Source organism: Roseateles sp. GW821-FHT09H10 (genome assembly GCF_059415865.1).
This window is the reverse complement of the sequence record NZ_JBWKOB010000002.1, coordinates 1474412-1491716: the sequence shown is the minus strand read 5'-3', so window position 1 is coordinate 1491716 and position 17305 is coordinate 1474412. Positions and strand designations below refer to the sequence as shown.

Annotated in this window: 19 protein-coding genes; 12 read left to right on the top strand and 7 right to left on the bottom strand. The window is 68.9% G+C overall.

Annotated features, from left to right (window positions below; genetic code table 11):
- Positions 1–64: 64 nt before the first annotated feature.
- The 3 genes from AC07OY_RS15025 to AC07OY_RS15015 are packed head-to-tail and all read right to left on the bottom strand — an operon-like array spanning position 65 to position 2566.
- Positions 65–973: a pseudouridine-5'-phosphate glycosidase gene (locus AC07OY_RS15025; protein WP_495043401.1), complete on the bottom strand. Its 909-nt coding sequence runs from the start codon at positions 971–973 to the stop codon at positions 65–67.
- A gap of 6 nt (positions 974–979) precedes the next feature.
- On the bottom strand, positions 980–1888 hold the full coding sequence (locus tag AC07OY_RS15020) for a carbohydrate kinase family protein (RefSeq protein ID WP_495043400.1): 909 nt from the start codon (positions 1886–1888) through the stop codon (positions 980–982).
- A 9-nt stretch (positions 1889–1897) separates the two neighbouring features.
- A complete protein-coding gene (locus AC07OY_RS15015) occupies positions 1898–2566 on the bottom strand; it encodes an alpha/beta hydrolase family protein (protein ID WP_495043399.1) in 669 nt (222 codons plus the stop codon).
- A 91-nt stretch (positions 2567–2657) separates the two neighbouring features.
- Between AC07OY_RS15015 and alaC the strand changes: the two genes are divergently transcribed.
- Positions 2658–3878 (top strand): alanine transaminase, encoded by a 1221-nt coding sequence (gene alaC, locus AC07OY_RS15010; protein ID WP_495043398.1) that lies wholly within the window; start codon positions 2658–2660, stop codon positions 3876–3878.
- Here the strand turns inward: alaC and AC07OY_RS15005 are convergent.
- On the bottom strand, positions 3875–4888 hold the full coding sequence (locus AC07OY_RS15005) for an AraC family transcriptional regulator (RefSeq protein WP_495043397.1): 1014 nt from the start codon (positions 4886–4888) through the stop codon (positions 3875–3877). The genes alaC and AC07OY_RS15005 overlap by 4 nt on opposite strands.
- 137 nt (positions 4889–5025) lie before the next feature.
- Between AC07OY_RS15005 and AC07OY_RS15000 the strand changes: the two genes are divergently transcribed.
- The 3 genes from AC07OY_RS15000 (at position 5026) to gph (ending at position 8235) form a co-directional block, all read left to right on the top strand.
- Positions 5026–5853: a class I SAM-dependent methyltransferase gene (locus AC07OY_RS15000; protein ID WP_495043396.1), complete on the top strand. Its 828-nt coding sequence runs from the start codon at positions 5026–5028 to the stop codon at positions 5851–5853.
- Positions 5854–5923: 70 nt separating this feature from the next.
- Positions 5924–7537 carry a DUF3455 domain-containing protein gene (locus AC07OY_RS14995; RefSeq protein ID WP_495043395.1) on the top strand — a complete coding sequence of 538 codons (1614 nt, stop codon included), beginning with the start codon at positions 5924–5926 and terminating at the stop codon, positions 7535–7537.
- A gap of 38 nt (positions 7538–7575) precedes the next feature.
- On the top strand, positions 7576–8235 hold the full coding sequence (gph, locus tag AC07OY_RS14990; RefSeq protein WP_495043394.1) for a phosphoglycolate phosphatase: 660 nt from the start codon (positions 7576–7578) through the stop codon (positions 8233–8235).
- Between the two features lie 161 nt (positions 8236–8396).
- Here the strand turns inward: gph and AC07OY_RS14985 are convergent, their stop codons facing one another.
- Complete coding sequence (locus AC07OY_RS14985; protein ID WP_495043393.1) at positions 8397–9002, bottom strand: chalcone isomerase family protein; 606 nt, start codon at positions 9000–9002, stop codon at positions 8397–8399.
- Between the two features lie 272 nt (positions 9003–9274).
- Between AC07OY_RS14985 and trpE the strand changes: the two genes are divergently transcribed.
- The 7 genes from trpE to AC07OY_RS14950 all read left to right on the top strand — a co-directional run bounded on the left by trpE (position 9275) and on the right by AC07OY_RS14950 (position 15773).
- Positions 9275–10762 carry an anthranilate synthase component I gene (trpE, locus tag AC07OY_RS14980; RefSeq protein ID WP_495043392.1) on the top strand — a complete coding sequence of 496 codons (1488 nt, stop codon included), beginning with the start codon at positions 9275–9277 and terminating at the stop codon, positions 10760–10762.
- Positions 10763–11347, top strand: coding sequence for an anthranilate synthase component II (locus AC07OY_RS14975; protein WP_495043391.1), 585 nt, complete (start codon positions 10763–10765; stop codon positions 11345–11347).
- Positions 11344–12393: a low-specificity L-threonine aldolase gene (gene ltaE, locus AC07OY_RS14970; RefSeq protein WP_495043390.1), complete on the top strand. Its 1050-nt coding sequence runs from the start codon at positions 11344–11346 to the stop codon at positions 12391–12393. Before AC07OY_RS14975 ends, ltaE begins: the two co-directional genes overlap by 4 nt.
- Before the next feature lie 2 nt (positions 12394–12395).
- Complete coding sequence (locus AC07OY_RS14965) at positions 12396–12905, top strand: DinB family protein (RefSeq protein ID WP_495043389.1); 510 nt, start codon at positions 12396–12398, stop codon at positions 12903–12905.
- Between the two features lie 256 nt (positions 12906–13161).
- Positions 13162–14199, top strand: a complete 1038-nt coding sequence (gene trpD, locus AC07OY_RS14960; RefSeq protein ID WP_495043388.1) for an anthranilate phosphoribosyltransferase — start codon at positions 13162–13164, stop codon at positions 14197–14199.
- Between the two features lie 81 nt (positions 14200–14280).
- Positions 14281–15072 carry an indole-3-glycerol phosphate synthase TrpC gene (gene trpC / locus AC07OY_RS14955; protein ID WP_495043387.1) on the top strand — a complete coding sequence of 264 codons (792 nt, stop codon included), beginning with the start codon at positions 14281–14283 and terminating at the stop codon, positions 15070–15072.
- Complete coding sequence (locus tag AC07OY_RS14950) at positions 15069–15773, top strand: uracil-DNA glycosylase (protein WP_495043386.1); 705 nt, start codon at positions 15069–15071, stop codon at positions 15771–15773. The genes trpC and AC07OY_RS14950 overlap by 4 nt, the downstream gene beginning before the upstream one ends.
- A 9-nt stretch (positions 15774–15782) precedes the next feature.
- On the opposite strand, the gene AC07OY_RS14945 is transcribed toward AC07OY_RS14950, so the two are convergent.
- The gene (locus AC07OY_RS14945) at positions 15783–15920 is read right to left on the bottom strand and encodes a hypothetical protein (protein ID WP_495043385.1); all 138 of its coding nucleotides are present in this window, start codon (positions 15918–15920) and stop codon (positions 15783–15785) included.
- Between the two features lie 216 nt (positions 15921–16136).
- Between AC07OY_RS14945 and AC07OY_RS14940 the strand changes: the two genes are divergently transcribed.
- Positions 16137–16292, top strand: a complete 156-nt coding sequence (locus AC07OY_RS14940; RefSeq protein ID WP_495043384.1) for a hypothetical protein — start codon at positions 16137–16139, stop codon at positions 16290–16292.
- A 3-nt stretch (positions 16293–16295) separates the two neighbouring features.
- Here AC07OY_RS14940 and AC07OY_RS14935 read toward each other — a convergent pair whose 3' ends face one another.
- Entirely contained in the window at positions 16296–17231 is a 936-nt protein-coding gene (locus AC07OY_RS14935; RefSeq protein WP_495043383.1) for a LysR family transcriptional regulator, read from the bottom strand.
- Positions 17232–17305: the final 74 nt, after the last annotated feature.

Below are 17305 nucleotides of genomic sequence, written 5' to 3'. Positions count from 1 at the left end.
AGCTTAGGTGGCCCGTTTTGCTCGCAGATTGCTGGCCACCCCGCCAGATGCGCGTTTTGCTTCTTTAGTTCTTCAGCGAACGCGCCAGCCGCGCCCCGACGACGGCGTTGTGCTTGACCAGGGCGATATTGGTCACCAGGCTGCGGCCGCCGGTCAGCGCCTTGATGCGGGCCAGCAGGAAGGGCGTGATGGCCTTGCCCTGGATGCCCTGGGCCTCGGCTTCGGCCAGGGCCTGGGCGGTGATGGCGTCAATCTCCTCGCGCGGCATGGCCTGGGCCGCCGGCACGGGGTTGCTGACCACCACGCCGCCATGCAGGCCCAGGGCCCATTTGGCGCGGATGAAGCGGGCCTGTTCGTCGGCGCCGTCCATGCGGAAGTCGGCCTTGAGGCCGCTGTCGGGCGTGAAGAAGGCGGCGAAGTTGTCCTGGCCCACCGACAGCACCGGCACGCCGTGGGTCTCCAGGTACTCCAGCGTCAGGCCCAGGTCGAGGATGGACTTGGCGCCGGCGCAGACGACCGCCACCGGCGTGCGCGCCAGCTCCTGCAGGTCGGCCGAGATGTCGAAGCTCTCGTGGCCGCCGCGGTGCACGCCGCCGATGCCGCCGGTGACGAAGACCTCGATGCCGGCCAGATGGGCGCAGATCATGGTCGCGGCCACCGTCGTCGCGCCGAGACGGCCGGTGGCGATGGCGAAGGGCAGGTCGCGGCGGCTGAGCTTCATGGCGTCGGGCGCCTGGGCCAGCTGCTTCAGTTCGTCGTCGGTCAGGCCGACGCGGATGCGGCCACCGATGACGGCGATGGTGGCTGGCACGGCGCCTTCGATGCGGATGACATCCTCGACCTCGCGCGCCGTGTCCAGGTTCTGCGGCCAGGGCATGCCGTGGGCAATGATGGTCGATTCGAGGGCCACGATGGGCCGGCCCTGTGCCTGGGCGGCGGCGACTTCGGGCGAGAGGTGGATCAGGTCGTTCATCTTCTTCTATCGTTCTTCGAGGAAACGGGGGGTCAGTTCGGGGTGGACGCTGTCCGTGGTCTGCAGCGTCAGCGCGGCCAGGTCCAGGCCCAGGCGGGCGGCAGCGTCGAAGTCCGCGCAGTCGCGCAGCAGGGCCGCGCAGACGCCGGCCGACAGCGCATCGCCGGCGCCGGTCACGTCGACGACCGCGACATCGGGGGCCGGCCAGTGGCGCGGCGCATGCCCGGGCTCGCTGAGCAGCAGGCCCTCGGCGCCCTTGGACACGAGGACGCGGGCAGCGCCACGCGCATGCAGGGCCGCGAAGGCCTCCAGGGGATCGTCGGCCACCGTGGCCAGCTCGCCGGCATTCAGGATCAGCAGGTGCAGGCCGGCCAGCGACTCGGGCAGGCGCCCCATCTTGGCCTCGGACACGGCCACGCAGACCAGCGGGATGTCGTTGGCGCGGGCCTCGCCGAGCAGCAGCGGCCAGGCGTCGGTCGGCAGATTGCCGTCGGCAACGACCAGGGCCGCGCTGGCGCGCAGGGCCTTGCTGGCTTCCAGCGCCCAGGGATTGAGGCTTTCGACCAGGGGCATGGCCGCCAGGCCCAGTTCCAGGCTGCCATCGGGCGCCAGCACGGCCGTGTAGCTGTCGCTGGCATGGCGGCGCAGGCGTATGACCGCGCGCGTGTCCAGGCCGACGGCGGCGGCCTGCTCCAGCAGCATGCGGCCGCCGGCGTCGTCGCCCACGGCCGCGACCAGCGCGACGGGCAGGCCCAGGCGCGCCAGGTTCTCGGCGACATTGCGCACGACGCCGCCGGGCGTCTCATGCGATTCACAGGGGTTGGACGAGCCGCTCCAGGAGCGGGCCAGCAGCTTGAGCTTGCGGTCGATGTTGAGGCCGCCGATGCAGACGATGGGGGCGGCGGTGGTATTCATCGCCCGATTCTAGGAAGCCGGGAACCAGGCCGTCATCGCCCCGGCCAGGGCCTGTACCACCTGCGCATCAGTGCGGCCGCTGCGCGCCCTGACGTGGAAGGCGTGGTCGGCATCGTCCTCGATGTGCAGGGTGGCGCGCTTGCCCAGGTCCTTGACAACCCCGCGCAGCAACTCGAGCTCGGCCAGTTCGTCGCGCGTGCCTTGCAGGAAGAGCAGGGGCACCTGCACCTGGGCCAGATGCGCCGCCCTCTCGATGCCCGGCTTGCCGGCCGGGTGCAGCGGGAAGCCGACAAACACCAGGCCACGCACGCCGGCCAAGGCCTCGGCCGCCTGGGCCTGCGAAGTCATGCGGCCACCAAAGGACTTGCCGCCGGCGAACAGCGGCGCATCGGGCAGACGCTTGCGCGCGGCCGCCACCGCGGCGCGCACGGCCCTATGAGCGACGGCCGGCGTGTCGGGCCGCTTGGAGCCCTTTTCCATGTACGGAAACTGATAGCGCAGCGTCGCCACCGCCTGGTCGAACAGGGCCTGCGACAGCTCCGCCATGAAGCTGTGGTGCATGCCGGCCCCCGCGCCGTGGGCAAACACATAGACGGCGCGCGGCTGCGGCGGCTGCAGCCACAGGGCCGACACGGTGGTGTCAGCGTCGACCTTCAGCTTGAGGGGCTCGATTTCCATGCCACGAGCTTAGTGCGCTAGAGTCGCCCGCGGTGCGGCGCCAAGCCGCCCACGTCGCTCGGACGGTTCCGGGCGCTTACGTACACAGCCAATGACTGCCTCCTCTTCCGCCTCCGGCGGCAAGCGCCGTTTCGCGCGCATCGACCGCCTCCCGCCCTACGTCTTCAACATCACGGCCGAGCTCAAGCTTGCGGCCCGCCGGCGTGGCGAAGACATCATCGACATGAGCATGGGCAACCCCGACGGGGCCACGCCACCGCACATCGTCGCCAAGCTCACCGAGGTGGCGCAGCGCCCCGACACCCACGGCTATTCGGCCAGCAAGGGCATCCCGCGCCTGCGCCGCGCGATCTCGCACTGGTACCAGCGCCGCTACGGCGTCGACATCAACCCCGACAGCGAGGCCATCGTCACCATCGGCTCCAAGGAGGGCCTGGCCCACCTGATGCTGGCGACGCTGGACCGTGGCGACACCGTGCTGGTGCCCGACCCCAGCTATCCCATCCACATCTATGGCGCCGTCATTGCCGGTGCCGATATCCGCGCCATCCCGGTCAGCAGCGAGGTCGACTTCTTCGCCGAGCTGGAGCGCACCATCCGCGGCAGCTATCCCAAGCCCAAGATGATGGTGTTCGGCTTCCCATCGAATCCGACGGCACAGTGTGTGGACATCGGCTTCTTCGAGCGCGTCGTGGCCTTGGCCAAGAAGCACGACATCCTGGTCGTGCACGACCTGGCCTATGCCGACATCGTCTATGACGGCTATGTGGCCCCGTCCATCATGCAGGTGCCCGGCGCCAAGGACGTGGCGGTCGAGTTCTTCACGCTGAGCAAGAGCTACAACATGGCCGGCTGGCGGGTCGGCTTCATGGTCGGCAACCCCGACCTGGTCGCGGCCCTGGCCCGCATCAAGAGCTATCACGACTACGGCACCTTCACGCCGCTGCAGGTCGCGGCCATCGCCGCGCTCGAAGGCGACCAGCAATGCGTGCAGGACATCGCCGCCAGCTACCAGCGCCGCCGCGACGTGCTCTACAAGGGGCTGATCGAAGCCGGCTGGCAGGTCGACTGCCCCAAGGCCAGCATGTACATCTGGGCCCGCATCCCCGAGCCCTACCGCGAGCTGGGCTCGCTGGAGTTCGCTCGCCAGCTGCTGGAGAAGGCCAAGGTCTGCGTGTCACCCGGCATCGGCTTCGGCGACCACGGCGACGGGCATGTGCGCTTCGCGCTGATCGAGAACGAGTCGCGCATCCGCCAGGCGGTGCGCGGCATCAAGGCCATGTTCAAGGCCGATGGGCTGCTGAAGCCCTAGTTCGCCCTCGCGGCCTGCTCGCGGCGCCAGGTCGCCGGCGGCAGGCCCGTCGCGCGTTTGAAGGCACGCGAGAAGGCCGCCTCCGAGTCGTAGCCGACCTGCTGGGCTATCTCCGCGACGTTGCCCGGCGTCTCGCGCAGCAGGCGCGCACCGCACTGGATGCGCCAGTTGGTCAGGTATTGCATGGGCGGAATGCCCGTCAGCGCGACGAAGCGCTCATGCAGGGCCGAGCGCGACAGGCCGGCACGCTTGCCGAGCTCGTCCAGCGTCCACGCCTGGGCAGGCTCGGCATGCATGAGGCCGATGGCGCGGCCGACCTGGCGGTCGCGCAGGGCGCCGAGCCAGCCCTGGCTCTGCTCGGGCAGGGAGTCCAGATAGCGCCGCGTCGCGTCGACGAAGACCATCTCGCTCATGCGCTGCAGCAGGGCCGAACTGCCCGCCCGCGGCGAGTCCCATTCGGCGGCGGCCTGGGTCATGACGGGCTCTACCCACGGGCCCACGCCCTGGGCCGGCAGACGCAGCAGCCGCGGCAGGGCCTCGATCAGCGGGTTGAAGGGCTTGAGGTCGCAGGCGATGAAGCCGCAGACCAGCACCGTCGAGGCCTCGGCACTCGGCAGGCCCTCGCCGGGCAGGAACATGCCGCCTCGGTAGGTGATGGGGATGGGCTTGGGGCCATCGCGCATGCCCAGCAACCAGGCGTCGTCGTCGCCGATGGCGGGCGCCAGCCCGGGCGCACTGGAGACGACATGGGCGTCGCCATGCGGCAGCATGACGATATCGCCCTGCTCGAGGCGCATCGGCGGTTCGCCCTCGACGGCGCACCAGCCGGCGCCCTTGGCGAACAGGTGGTATTCGATGACGTGGTCGGCGCCCGGCATGACCATCGGGCCCAGCTCGCTGGCCGGCGCGGCCAGGGCCGACCACTCGTCGCGGCAGCTGACATGGAAGAACACCGCCCCGCGCAGCCGCACGCTGCGCAGCACGTCGGACAGCGGATCCGCAACCGTCATGAAGCACTCCTGGGAATTTGCACGGACGCTCGAGCAAACGCGGGCGACGCCGGGTGAAGCGCGAAAAGCCGCAAAAACGAACCATAGCGGCACCGATGCACACGAAGTCGGGTCTTCTTCACCACCAAGGAAATGTCATGAACACCACCCCCACCCCGGCAAGCCCCGACTATGCCGCCATCAAGCAACGCCAGCAGGCCACCTGGGCCAGCGGTGACTACGCCGTCGTCGGCACCACGCTGCAGATCGTCGGCGAGCAACTGGCCGAAGCCGCCGATGTGCGCGCCGACGAGCTCGTGCTCGACGTGGCCGCCGGCAATGGCAACGCGACGCTGGCCGCCGCGCGCCGCTACGCCCGCGTGACGTCCACCGACTATGTGGGCGCCCTGCTCGACAAGGGCCACCGGCGCGCCGAGGCCGAAGGCCTGGCTGTGCATTTCGAGGTGGCCGACGTCGAGGCCCTGCCCTTCGAGGCCGGTGGCTTCGATGTCGTCATGTCGACCTTCGGCGTCATGTTTGCGCCCGACCACGCCACGTCGGCGCGCGAGATGCTGCGGGTCGTCAAGCCGGGTGGCCGCATCGCGCTGGCCAACTGGACGCCCGAGGGCTTCATCGGCCAGCTGTTCAAGACCCTGGGCAAGCATCTGCCGCCGCCCGCCGGCCTGCGCTCGCCGGCGCTGTGGGGGTCCGAGCCCCACATCACGGCCCTGTTCGGCCCCTCGGCCAGCGATCTCCAGGTGGTGCGCAAGCACTTCAACTTCCGCTACCGCTCGGCCGAGCACTTCCTGCAGGTGTTCAAGACCTTCTACGGTCCCACGCACAAGGCCTTCGCGGCCCTGGATGCCGAAGCCGGCGCGGCGCTGGAAAAGGACATCCTCGCGCTGACCCGCGAGCACGACATCGGCGCCGGACGCGGCCTGGTCGTGCCCAGCGAATACGCCGAGATCGTCGTCAAGGTGGCCTGATCTTCCATTGAACCGCCGTGCGGCCCGGGCACCGGGTCCGGCCGCCGCATGGCCAATCCACATCCCCATCATGAAAACCTGTTTCTCGATTTGCACCCTGGCGGCTCTCGCAGCAGCCCTTCCGGCACATGCCGATGTCGTCACGAGCTGGAACTTCACTGCCGGCGAGCTGCTGATCCAGTCCCGCATGGGCACGCCGCCCGCCGTGCGCACCATGGCCATCGTGCAGACCGCCGTCCATGAGGCCGTCGCCGACGCCCAGCGCCTGCAGGCCAGCACCGACGCGGCCGTCGCCGCCGCCAATCGCACCGCGCTGCTGCAGCTGATGCCCCAGCTGGAGGCCGACATCAACACTGCCTACGGCAAGGCCATGGACAAGCTGGGCAACGCCCCCGCGGTGCTGGAGGGCGCCGCCACCGGCGAACACGCTGCCCGCCGCGTGCTGGCCTGGCGGGCCACCGACGGCGTGGCGGCCAAGGATGTCTACCGCCCGCATGCCGCCGCCGGCCAGTACGTGCCGACAGCGCCGGTGGCCACGCCGCAATGGGGCCAGCGCAAGCCCTGGCTGATGAAAGACGGCGCGCAGTTCCGCCCTGGCCCGCCGCCGGCCCTGGACAGCGAGGCCTGGGCCCGCGACTTCAACGAAGTCAGGACCCTGGGCGGCAAGACCAGCACCCAGCGCACGGCGGCCCAGACCGAGATCGCCAAGTTCTGGGAGTTCTCGCTGCCGCCGATCTACTTCGGCGTGCTGCGCTCCGTGGCCGACGCGCCCGGCCGCAGCCCCGCGCAGAACGCCCAGTTGCTCGCCGCCGCGGCCCAGGCCATGGACGACGGTCTCATCGCCATCATGGACGCCAAGTACCACTACGGCTTCTGGCGCCCCGTCACGGCCGTGCGCAATGGCGATCGCGACGGCCGCGAGGACACCGCCATCGAGGCCGGCTGGTCGCCGCTGATCGACACCCCCATGCATCCGGAATACCCCAGTGCCCACAGCGTGCTGGCGGCCTCCCTGGGCGAAGTGCTGAAGGCCGACGCCAGGGACAGGCGCCTGCCCGAGCTGTCGACCAGCAGCCCCACGGCCAATGGCGCCACGCATCGCTGGACTTCGGTGGAAGCCTTCACCGAGGAAGTCTCGCTGGCACGCATCTGGGCCGGCATCCACTACCGCACGTCCACCCAGGTCGGCCTGGACATGGGCCGGCGCGTCGGCGCCCTGGCGGCGCAGCGCATCGCCACAGCGCCGGTCGATGCCGGCGTGCCGGTGGCCCTCGCGGCCCCGGCCGGCGCCAAGGTGGTCGAGCGCATCAGCGCCCGCGGCGTGCAGGTCTATGAATGCCGGGCAGGCGCCTGGCAGTTCACCGCTCCCGAGGCGGCGCTGTTCGACGCCAGCGGCCGGCAGATCGGCAGCCACGATGCCGGCCCGCACTGGCAAGCCGCCGATGGCAGCCGCGTGCGCGGCGCCGTGCAGGTCAAGGCCGACGCCGCCCAGCCCGGCGCCATCCCCTGGCTGCTGCTGAGCGCCAACTCCGTCGGCACCAGCGGCCGCTTCTCCGGCGTGACGGCCATCCAGCGCATCAACACCCAGGGCGGTGCCGCGCCCCAACGCGCCTGCGGCGTGGCCGACGCAGGGGCCGTGGAAAAGGTGCCCTACACGGCGGACTATCTGATGCTGACGTCCTGACCATGACAATGGCGGGGATCTCCCCGCCATTGCATGCCATGCCCCCATCCCAGCCGCCCCAGGCCCTGATCCTCGACCTCGACGGCACGCTGATCGACACCCTGGGCGACTTTGTCGCCGTGCTGGGCCGGGTGCTGTCCGACCTGGGCCTGCCGCCCGTCACGCGCGACTTCATCGAGCACACGATCGGCCGCGGCAGCGAGCACCTGGTGCGCACGACGCTGGCCCATGTGGGCGGCGCGCCCGAGCTGTTCGACCGCGCCTGGCCGCTCTACCAGCAGCATTACGCGGCCATCAACGGCGAACACGCGGCGATCTACCCGGGCGTCATCGAAGGGTTGCAGGCGCTGCAGTCTCTGGGCCTGCCCTTGGCCGTGCTGACCAACAAGCCCGGCGCGCCGGCTCGCGAACTGCTGCGACGCAAAGGCCTGGACGGTTATTTCCGCCATGTCTTCGGCGGCGACGATTTCGAGCGCAAGAAACCCGATCCGCTGCCCCTGCTCAAGACCTGCGAGGCCCTGGGGACGGCGCCGTCATCCACCTGGATGGTCGGCGACTCGCGCAACGACGCCGAGGCGGCCCGCGCGGCGGGCTGCCCCCTGGTGCTGATGACCTATGGCTACAACCATGGCGAGGACATCCGCGCCGTGCCGGCCTTGCAGCATCTGGGCCGGCTGGACGAGATCACGTTCGGCTAGCCCGGCTCATCGCGTTGCTGCGGGCCGAGCGCCGGGCCGCTCCCTAGCCGGCCCGCCTAAGGCGATGTGCTTGCGGCTCAACGCCGCAAGCATCGCCGTCCCCTCGGGGGACCGATCAGGCTTGCCGGCGTTCAGCCGAAGCAAGACTGGGCGAGGGGTGGTCAGCTACCCCGACGCGCCTTCTTGATACCCAGCAGGGCGTCCTTCAGTGCCGCGTCGGCGGGCTTCTCGCCCAGCCAGATGCGCAGCAGGCAGGTGAAGAACTCCGGCTCCTTGATGGGCTCGTTCATCAGCGGCTTGCCGTTGAGCAGCAGCGTGGAGCCGATGCCGGGCACATAGTCGACCGAGAAGCTGTCGCCGGTGTTGAGCTGCTTGCGGCTGGCGAAGACCTCGCTGAGCTTGAGCACGCCGTTGATGGACTTGACGAACTCGTCGCGCGGCGCGTTGTCCTCCATGCCCTTGGTGAAGAGCTTGCCCAGCTCGTTGCCGTCGATCTCGCGCAGCATCGAGATGTGGATGCGCTTGGGGCCGGGTGCGGCCAGCACCTCGGCCGTCGTGCTGGCCTTTTGCGTCAGGTACAAACCCGCCGTGTAGACCTTGACGACGAACTTGTAGCGTGTGCCGGCACCGTTGAGCTGCAACTTCTGGCCGGCGATGTCGACGGCCTGCTCATACTTCACATTGCTCACCTCGACCGCCTGGGCCCAGGCGCTCCCCCCACTCAGACTGCCCGCGGCCACCAGGGCCGCGACGATGAATGCGCGCATGTCTCGCTCCGTTGTCGTGCCGCGATGGCGGCATCTTCGTGAACCGAAGTATGGCCTGACATGCCCAAAAACCCGCTGATACACTGGTTCGATCATGTTCATCACGCGGAAGTACATCACGGGGTCGAGCGACCGGGGAGCCTGGCCCTGGCGTCGCTGGTCAACCCTGGCCTGATGTCGCTTGGCGCGCCCTGACGCGCATTTTCCGCGTTGCCCGTGTTTCCCCCGGGCTGCACGCCAAGCCCTGAAACTTGTCTTTCAAGGTTTGAGACGTGATCACTGAACTCGAATTCCAGAGCCTCGCCGCCGAGGGCTACAACCGCATCCCGCTGATCAGCGAGGCCTTTGCGGATCTCGAAACCCCGCTGTCCCTGTATCTCAAGCTCTGCGCCGGCTCCGGCCAGGGCCGCAACAGCTTCCTGCTCGAATCCGTCGTGGGCGGCGAGCGTTTCGGGCGCTATTCCTTCATCGGCCTGCCGGCCCGCACGCTGATCCGGGCCACCGGCCACCTCAGCGAGGTGCTGACCGACGGCCAGATCATCGAGACGCATGAAGGCAATCCACTGGACTTCATCGCGGCCTACCAGGAGCGCATCAAGCCCAAGATCCCCGCCGGCCTGCCGCGCTTCTGCGGCGGCCTGGCCGGCTACTTCGGCTATGAGGCCGTGCGCGCCATCGAGAAGAAGCTGGACCATGCCCACAAGGGCGAGGGCCTGGGCACGCCGGACATCGTGCTGCTGCTGTCCGAGGAAATCGCCGTCATCGACAACCTGTCGGGGCGCCTCTACCTCATCGTCTGGGCCGACCCGCGCCAGCCCGAGGCCTATTTCCGCGCCAAGAAGCGCCTCTCGGCGCTGCGCGACAAGCTGACCTACTCGGTCAGCGTGCCCCGCGTGCAGCGCAGCGAAGCCCATCCGGTCACGCGCGGCTTCGCCAAGGCGGACTACCTGGAGGCCGTGGCCAAGGCCAAGGAGTACATCGCCGCCGGCGACCTGATGCAGGTGCAGGTGGGCCAGCGCATCTCCAAGCCCTACAAGGCCGAGCCGATTGCGCTGTACCGGGCGCTGCGGGCGCTGAACCCCAGCCCCTATATGTATTTCTACGACCTGGGCGATTTCCAGATCGTGGGCGCCAGCCCCGAGATCCTGGTGCGCGAGGAGCATGCCGGCGACGGCAGCCGCAAGGTCACCATCCGCCCGCTGGCCGGCACCCGCCCGCGCGGCGCGACTGTCGAGCGCGACCTCGCGCTGGAAGCCGAGCTGCAGGCCGACCCCAAGGAGCGCGCCGAGCACCTGATGCTGATCGACCTGGCCCGCAACGACATCGGCCGCATCGCTCGCACCGGCAGCGTCAAGGTCACCCAGGCCTTCACCATCGAGCGCTACTCGCATGTGATGCACATCGTCTCCAACGTCGAAGGCGTGTTGCGCCCCGAGGTGGGCCAGCTCGACGTGCTCAAGGCCACCTTCCCGGCCGGCACGTTGACCGGCGCGCCCAAGGTGCGGGCCATGGAGCTCATCGACGAACTGGAGCCCGTGCAGCGCGGCATCTACGGCGGCGCCTGCGGCTATCTGAGCTTTGCCGGCGACATGGACCTGGCGATCGCCATCCGCACCGGCATCATCAAGAACGGCACGCTGTATGTGCAGGCGGCGGCTGGCGTCGTCGCCGACTCGGTCCCCGAGCTGGAATGGCAGGAAACAGAGGCCAAGGCCCGCGCCTTGCTGCGCGCCGCTGAACTCGTCGAGGAGGGCTTCTAAATGCTGCTGATGATCGACAACTACGACAGCTTCACCTTCAACATCGTCCAGTACTTCGGTGAACTGGGCGCCGACGTGAAGGTGGTGCGCAACGACGAGATCACGGTCGCCGACATGGCGGCGATGAACCCGGATCACATCGTCTTCTCGCCCGGCCCCTGCACGCCCAACGAAGCCGGCGTGTGCGTGGAAGCCATCCAGCACTTCATCGGCAAGAAGCCGCTGCTGGGCGTCTGCCTGGGCCACCAGTCCATGGGCCAGGCCCTGGGCGGCAAGATCATCCGGGCCCAGCGCCAGATGCACGGCAAGGCCAGCACCATCACGACCGACGGCCGCGGCGTCTACACCGGCCTGCCCAAGGATTTCTCAGTCATCCGCTATCACTCCCTCGTCATCGAGGAAGCGAGCTGCCCCGCCGTGCTGGAGATCACCTCGCGCAGCGAGGACGGCGAGATCATGGGCGTGCGCCACCGCGAGCTGGCCGGCTCGGCCACGCCATGCGAGGGCGTGCAATTCCACCCAGAGTCCATCCTCAGCGAACATGGCCACGCGATGCTGCGCAACTTCCTGGAGCTGAAGGCATGAGCGACTACGCCCCGTCCTCAGGAGACGGTGGCGATGCCATCGTCGACCTGCGCAGCGACACCGTCACCAAGCCGACGCCGGCCATGCTGGAGGCGATCAAGGCCGCCAAGGTCGGCGACGACGTCTTTGGCGACGACCCCACCGTCAATGCGCTGCAGGAGCGCGTCGCCGCCCTGCTCGGCAAGGAGGCGGCGCTCTTCATGAGCAGCGGCACGCAGAGCAACCTCTGCGGCCTGCTGGCGCATTGCGGCCGTGGCGACGAGTACATCGTCGGCCAGCTCGCCCACACCTATCGCTATGAAGGCGGCGGCGCGGCCGTGCTGGGCAGCATCCAGCCCCAGCCCCTGCCCAACCAGGCCGACGGCACGATCAAGCTCGAGGACATCGCCGCGGCCATCAAGCCCGATGACCCGCACTTCGCGCGCACGCGGCTGCTGGCCTTGGAGAACACCTGGAGCGGCAATGTGCTGCCCGCCAGCTATGTGGCCGAAGCCTGCGAGCTGGCCCATTCGCGTGGCCTGGCCACGCATCTGGACGGCGCCCGGCTGTTCAACGCGGCCGTGGCCTCCGGCCGCACGGTCGGCGAGCTGGTGCGCCATTTCGACTCGGTCTCCATCTGCTTCAGCAAGGGCCTGGGTGCGCCCATCGGCTCGATGCTGGTCGGCAGCAAGGAGCTGATCGCCCGCGCCCACCGCGTGCGCAAGATGGTGGGTGGCGGCCTGCGCCAGGTCGGCCTGCTGGCGGCCGCGGCGGATTACGCGCTGACCCATCACGTCGAGCGGCTGGCACAGGACCATGCGCTGGCCAGGCGCCTGGCCGAGGGCCTTGCCGCGCTGCCCGGTGTCACGGTCACGCCACCGCAGACGAATATCGTCTTCGCCCAGGTCAGCGGCGGCCGCACGCCGGCCCTGCTGGAGCATCTGAAGTCGCGCGGCGTGCTGGCCACCGGCCTGATCGGCCTGCGTTTCGTGACCCATCTGGACGTCGATGCCGCCGGTGTCGACCATGCCATCGCGGCGGCCCGCGAGTTCCTCACGGAGGCTTGATCGTGTCGACATCCACGCTGCTGATCTCGCTCTACGAGCAGAAGGCCGCCATCAACCGCGAGTTCTTCGCGGCGCTGGCCGGCGCGCCCTTGTCCGCCGACAACCGCCACATCGCCATCCGCACCCTCAACCACATCCACACGGTGGACCGCATCTTTGCGGGCCATCTGCGCGGCGAACCTCACGGCTTCACCGCCAGCAATACCGAAGCCACGCCGACGCTGGACGAACTGCGTGCCTCCGTCGAGCAGATAGACGGCTGGTACATCGACTACGTTCGCGCGTTGGCACCCGAGCAGTTCGAGGAAGTGCTGAGCTTTCACTTCACCGACGGCGACACCGGCCGCATGAGCCGCGAGGAAATCCTGGCCCATGTCATCCACCATGGCAGCCACCACCGCGGCAATGTCGGCATGCTGATGAAGCTGATCGACACGCCGCCACCGCGCGACCTGTTCACCCGCCACCTGCATCAACAAGAACCCCAGCGCCGCGAGGCCGGGGCCTGCTAGCGCTACGGGGATCGGATGCGTTGCCACTCAAAAGCCCGCGAGCAAGGCGCGAAACGAAGCTGGGGCCGGCCCCCAGCGAGGCTTCGTAACGCCGCGCGCGGGCTTTTGAGTGACAACCCTTCGGGAGAGTGTCTGCGCGGGCGCATGGCGTTGTTGCGCGCCTGGCCTGGGCATGAGCCCAGGCGGCGTCGCCCGCCTAGCCCTGCACCCGCGCAGACACTCTCGCACCGATTCCCGTAGCGCTAGCAGGCCCCACATGCCCATCACCGACACCGAAGCCCTGACCCGCGTCATCGAGCACCGCGAGATCTTCCACGACGAGATGCTGACGCTGATGCGCCGCATCATGGCCGGCGAGATGTCGCCCGTCATCGCGTCGGCCCTGCTGACCGGCCTGCGCGTGAAGAAGGAAACCATCGGCGAGATCACCGCCGCCGCGCAAGTCATGCGCGAGCTGTCCAACAAGGTGCCGCTCGGCCCCCTGCCCCACCTCGTCGACGTCGTCGGCACGGGCGGCGACGGCGCGCACAGCTTCAACATCTCGACCTGCTCGATGTTCGTCGCCGCGGCCGCCGGTGCCCAGGTGGCCAAGCATGGCAACCGGAGTGTGAGCAGCAAGACCGGCAGCGCCGACGTGCTGGAGGCGCTGGGCGCCAACATCCAGCTGGCGCCGCGCGCGGTGGCCGCCTGCCTGGACGAATGCGGCATCGGCTTCATGTTCGCGCCCAACCACCATCCGGCGATGAAGAACATCGCGCCGGTGCGCCGCGAACTCGGCGTGCGCACCATCTTCAACATCCTGGGCCCGCTGACCAACCCGGCCGGCGCGCCCAACATCCTGATGGGCGTCTTCCACCCCGACCTGGTCGGCATCCAAGTGCGCGTGCTGCAACGCCTGGGCGCCGAGCACGCCCTGGTCGTCTATGGCAAGGACGGCATGGACGAGATTTCCCTCGGCGCGACGACGCTGGTCGGCGAGCTGAAGGACGGCGCGGTGCGCGAGTACGAGATCCACCCCGAAGACTTCGGCATGGCCATGGCCAGCAACCGCAGCCTCAAGGTCGACAACCCCGAGCAGTCGCGCCAGATGCTGATCGGCGTGCTCGACGGCAATCCCGGCCCGGCACGCGACATCGTGCTGCTGAACGCCGGCGCGACGCTGTACGCCGCCAACGTGGCGCCCACGCTGGCCGACGGCATCGGGCGTGCCCGCGCGGCACTGGACAGCGGCGGCGCCCGTGCCAAGCTGGATGCCTTCGTCAAGCAGACGCAGGGCCTGGGAGGCAAGGCGTGAGGGCCGGGCGCTGGGCCGCTCCCGAGCCGGCCCGCATCCCCTTGGGGGATCGGGCGGCGTATTCGCCGAACGAGGGGCACCATGTCTGACATCCTGAACCGCATCGTCGAGGTCAAGTGGGAAGAGATCGCGGCGGCCAAGGCCAGGCGCTCGCTGGCCTCCCAGCGCGAAGAAGCCGAAGCCCGCAAGGGTGAGCAGCTGGGCTTCGAGCGCTCGCTGCGCGCCACCATCGCGGCCGGCCATGCGGCCGTCATTGCAGAGATCAAGAAGGCAAGCCCCAGCAAGGGCGTGCTGCGCGAGGATTTCCAACCGGGGCTGATCGCCGAGAGCTATGCCCGCAACGGCGCTGCCTGCCTGAGCGTGCTGACCGACGAACGCTTCTTCCAGGGCTCGGCCGCCTATCTGCGCGAGGCCCGCGCCGCCTGCGAACTGCCGGTGCTGCGCAAGGACTTCATGGTCGACGAGTACCAGGTCATGGAGGCCGGCGCCATGGGTGCCGACTGCATCCTGCTGATCGCCGCCTGCCTGGCCGACTCGCAGATGGCCGACCTCGAGGCCGCGGCCCATGCCATCGGCCTGGACGTCCTCGTCGAGGTGCATGACGGCGACGAGCTCGACCGCGCGCTGCAGCTGAAGACGCCGCTGGTGGGCATCAACAACCGCAATCTGCGCACCTTCGACGTGACGCTGGACACGACGCTGGGCCTGCTGCCCCGCGTACCGGCCGACCGCCTGCTGGTGACCGAGTCCGGCATCCTCGGCGCGGCCGATGTGAAGCGCATGCGCGATGCCAACGTGAATGCCTTCCTGGTGGGCGAGGCTTTCATGCGCGCGCCGGATCCGGGCGCAGCGCTGGCAAACTTGTTCGGATGAAGCTGCCTCTCGATCTGCCGGATACCGACTGGCGTCCCGTCGTCGAAGCCTGGGCCACGTCGCCCGTTGGCCAGAAGCTGGAAGCCTTTCTGGAAGAGCGTGCCGCCGCCGGCGCCACCATCTATCCGCCCCAGCCATTGCGCGCGCTCACTCTCACGCCGTTGGCCCAGACCCGCGTCGTCATCCTGGGCCAGGACCCGTACCACGGCCCCGGCCAGGCCGAGGGCCTGTCCTTCAGCGTGCCGGCCGGTGTGCCCTTTCCGCCCAGCCTGCGCAATATCTTCAAGGAGATCCAGCGCGACTTGGGACGCCCCTTCCCGCCCGACGGCAGCCTGGTGCGCTGGGCCGAAGGCGGCACGCTGCTGCTGAATGCCGTGCTGACCGTGGAAGACGGCCAGCCCGCCAGCCATGCCAACCGCGGCTGGGAGGTGCTGACCGACGCGCTGATCAAGGCAGCTGCCGAAGACGCCGCCCCCAAGGTCTTCATGCTCTGGGGCAGCTATGCCCAGGCCAAGGCACCGCTGATCGAGGCGGCCCGCCAGGGCCATCTGGTGCTGAAGGCCAACCACCCCTCGCCGCTGTCGGCCCTGAAGCCGCCGCGGCCCTTCATCGGCTGCGGCCATTTCTCGACGGCCAAGGCCTGGCTGGAAGAGCGAGGCCGCGGTGCGCCCCGCTCGCCCAGCGTTGAAGACGGCCACTGACGCAGCGCCTCAGTCGTCCTGCTTCGCTGCCGCGGCGCCCATCGACAGGTAGCGCTCGAAGGCTTGGGCGCTGGCGGCGAACGCCACGAATGCGAGCGCCAAGGCCAGGGCAACGGCGAGAGCGACAGTCCAACGGCGAGAAGACATGATTGACCGGGTTGTTGAGGCCAACCCAGTGTCGAAACCTGCCCCGGAGGCTTCCAGCCCCTGCCGCGGAGTCTTCCTTCCGCGCCGACGATTGTTTCGTCTGGAGCAACTCGCCGTTCTGTCCAGGCCGCTTTTTCTCGCGGCCCGCAATTCCTACAGTGACAACCTATCGGCACACCCCATTCCAACAAGAGGTTGCCGACCAGGAGAGTCACCATGAACACCCGATCCTTTTCCACGCTGATCACCGCCGCGACGGCCGTCGCAGCGCTGGCGGCGGGCATGTTGCTGGCGATCAGCGCCCCGGCGCCCGCCGCTGCCGATTTCGGTCCGGCCGCACTCGTGGCCACCAGCACGCCCGACGAGGCCTGAGCCTCAGCTCGTCGTACAGCGCAGCTTCAGCCCGCCCAGCGCCTCGCGGCCGATCAGCTCGACGACCCAGTCAACGAAGACCCGCAGCTTGCTGCTGAGGTGGCGATTCGGCGGGTAGACCACATAGACGGGCACCGCGTCGGCGTCCCAGTCCTCCAGCACCCGCACCAGCTCGCCGCTCTTCAGCAGCGGGCCGGCCATGAAGCAGGTCACCTGCACCACGCCCAGATGGGCCAGGCCGGCATTCAGATAGGCATTCGCATCGTTGACCGCAATGATGTGGTTGCCCACCACCTCCACCTCTTCATCGCCGCGCCGGAAGGTGTCGGACATGACCTTGCCGGTGCGCGCCGAGAAATAGCCCACCATGCGGTGGGGCGATTGCGTCAGCTCCAGCGGATGGGCCGGCGTGCCATGGCGGCGCAGGTATTCGGGCGTCGCGCAGGTGATGAAGCGGAACTCGCCGATGCGCCTCGCCACCAGGCTCTGGTCGGTCAGTTCGCCGCCGCGGATGACGCAGTCGATGTTGTCGCTGATCAGGTCCACCGTGCGGTCGCTGACGCCCAGCTCGATCTGGATGTCCGGGTACTTGGCGTAGAAGTCCGGCAGGTGGGGAATGATCATCTCGCGGCCCACCACGCCCGGCACGTCGATGCGGATGCGGCCGCGCGGCGTCACGCGCGCCTGGTTCATGCTGCCTTCCAGCTCCTCCAGGTCGCCCAGCAGGCGCATGGCGCGCTCGTAATAGGCGGCGCCGTCGGGCGTCACCGTGACGCGGCGCGTCGTGCGGTTCAGCAGCTTGGTGCGCAGATGGCCTTCCAGGGTCTGGATCAGGCGGGTGACGGTGGCCTTGGGCAGGTCCAGGGAGTCGGCCGCCTTGGTGAAGGTGCCGGCCTCGACGACCCGGACATAGGCTTGCATCGCGGTGAGTCGGTCCATGGCTTCATTGTTCCACGGCAAGGAAAAGTGAGTCACCCGAAGGGGCGTTTATCCCAAAGCCATTGATCCCTATC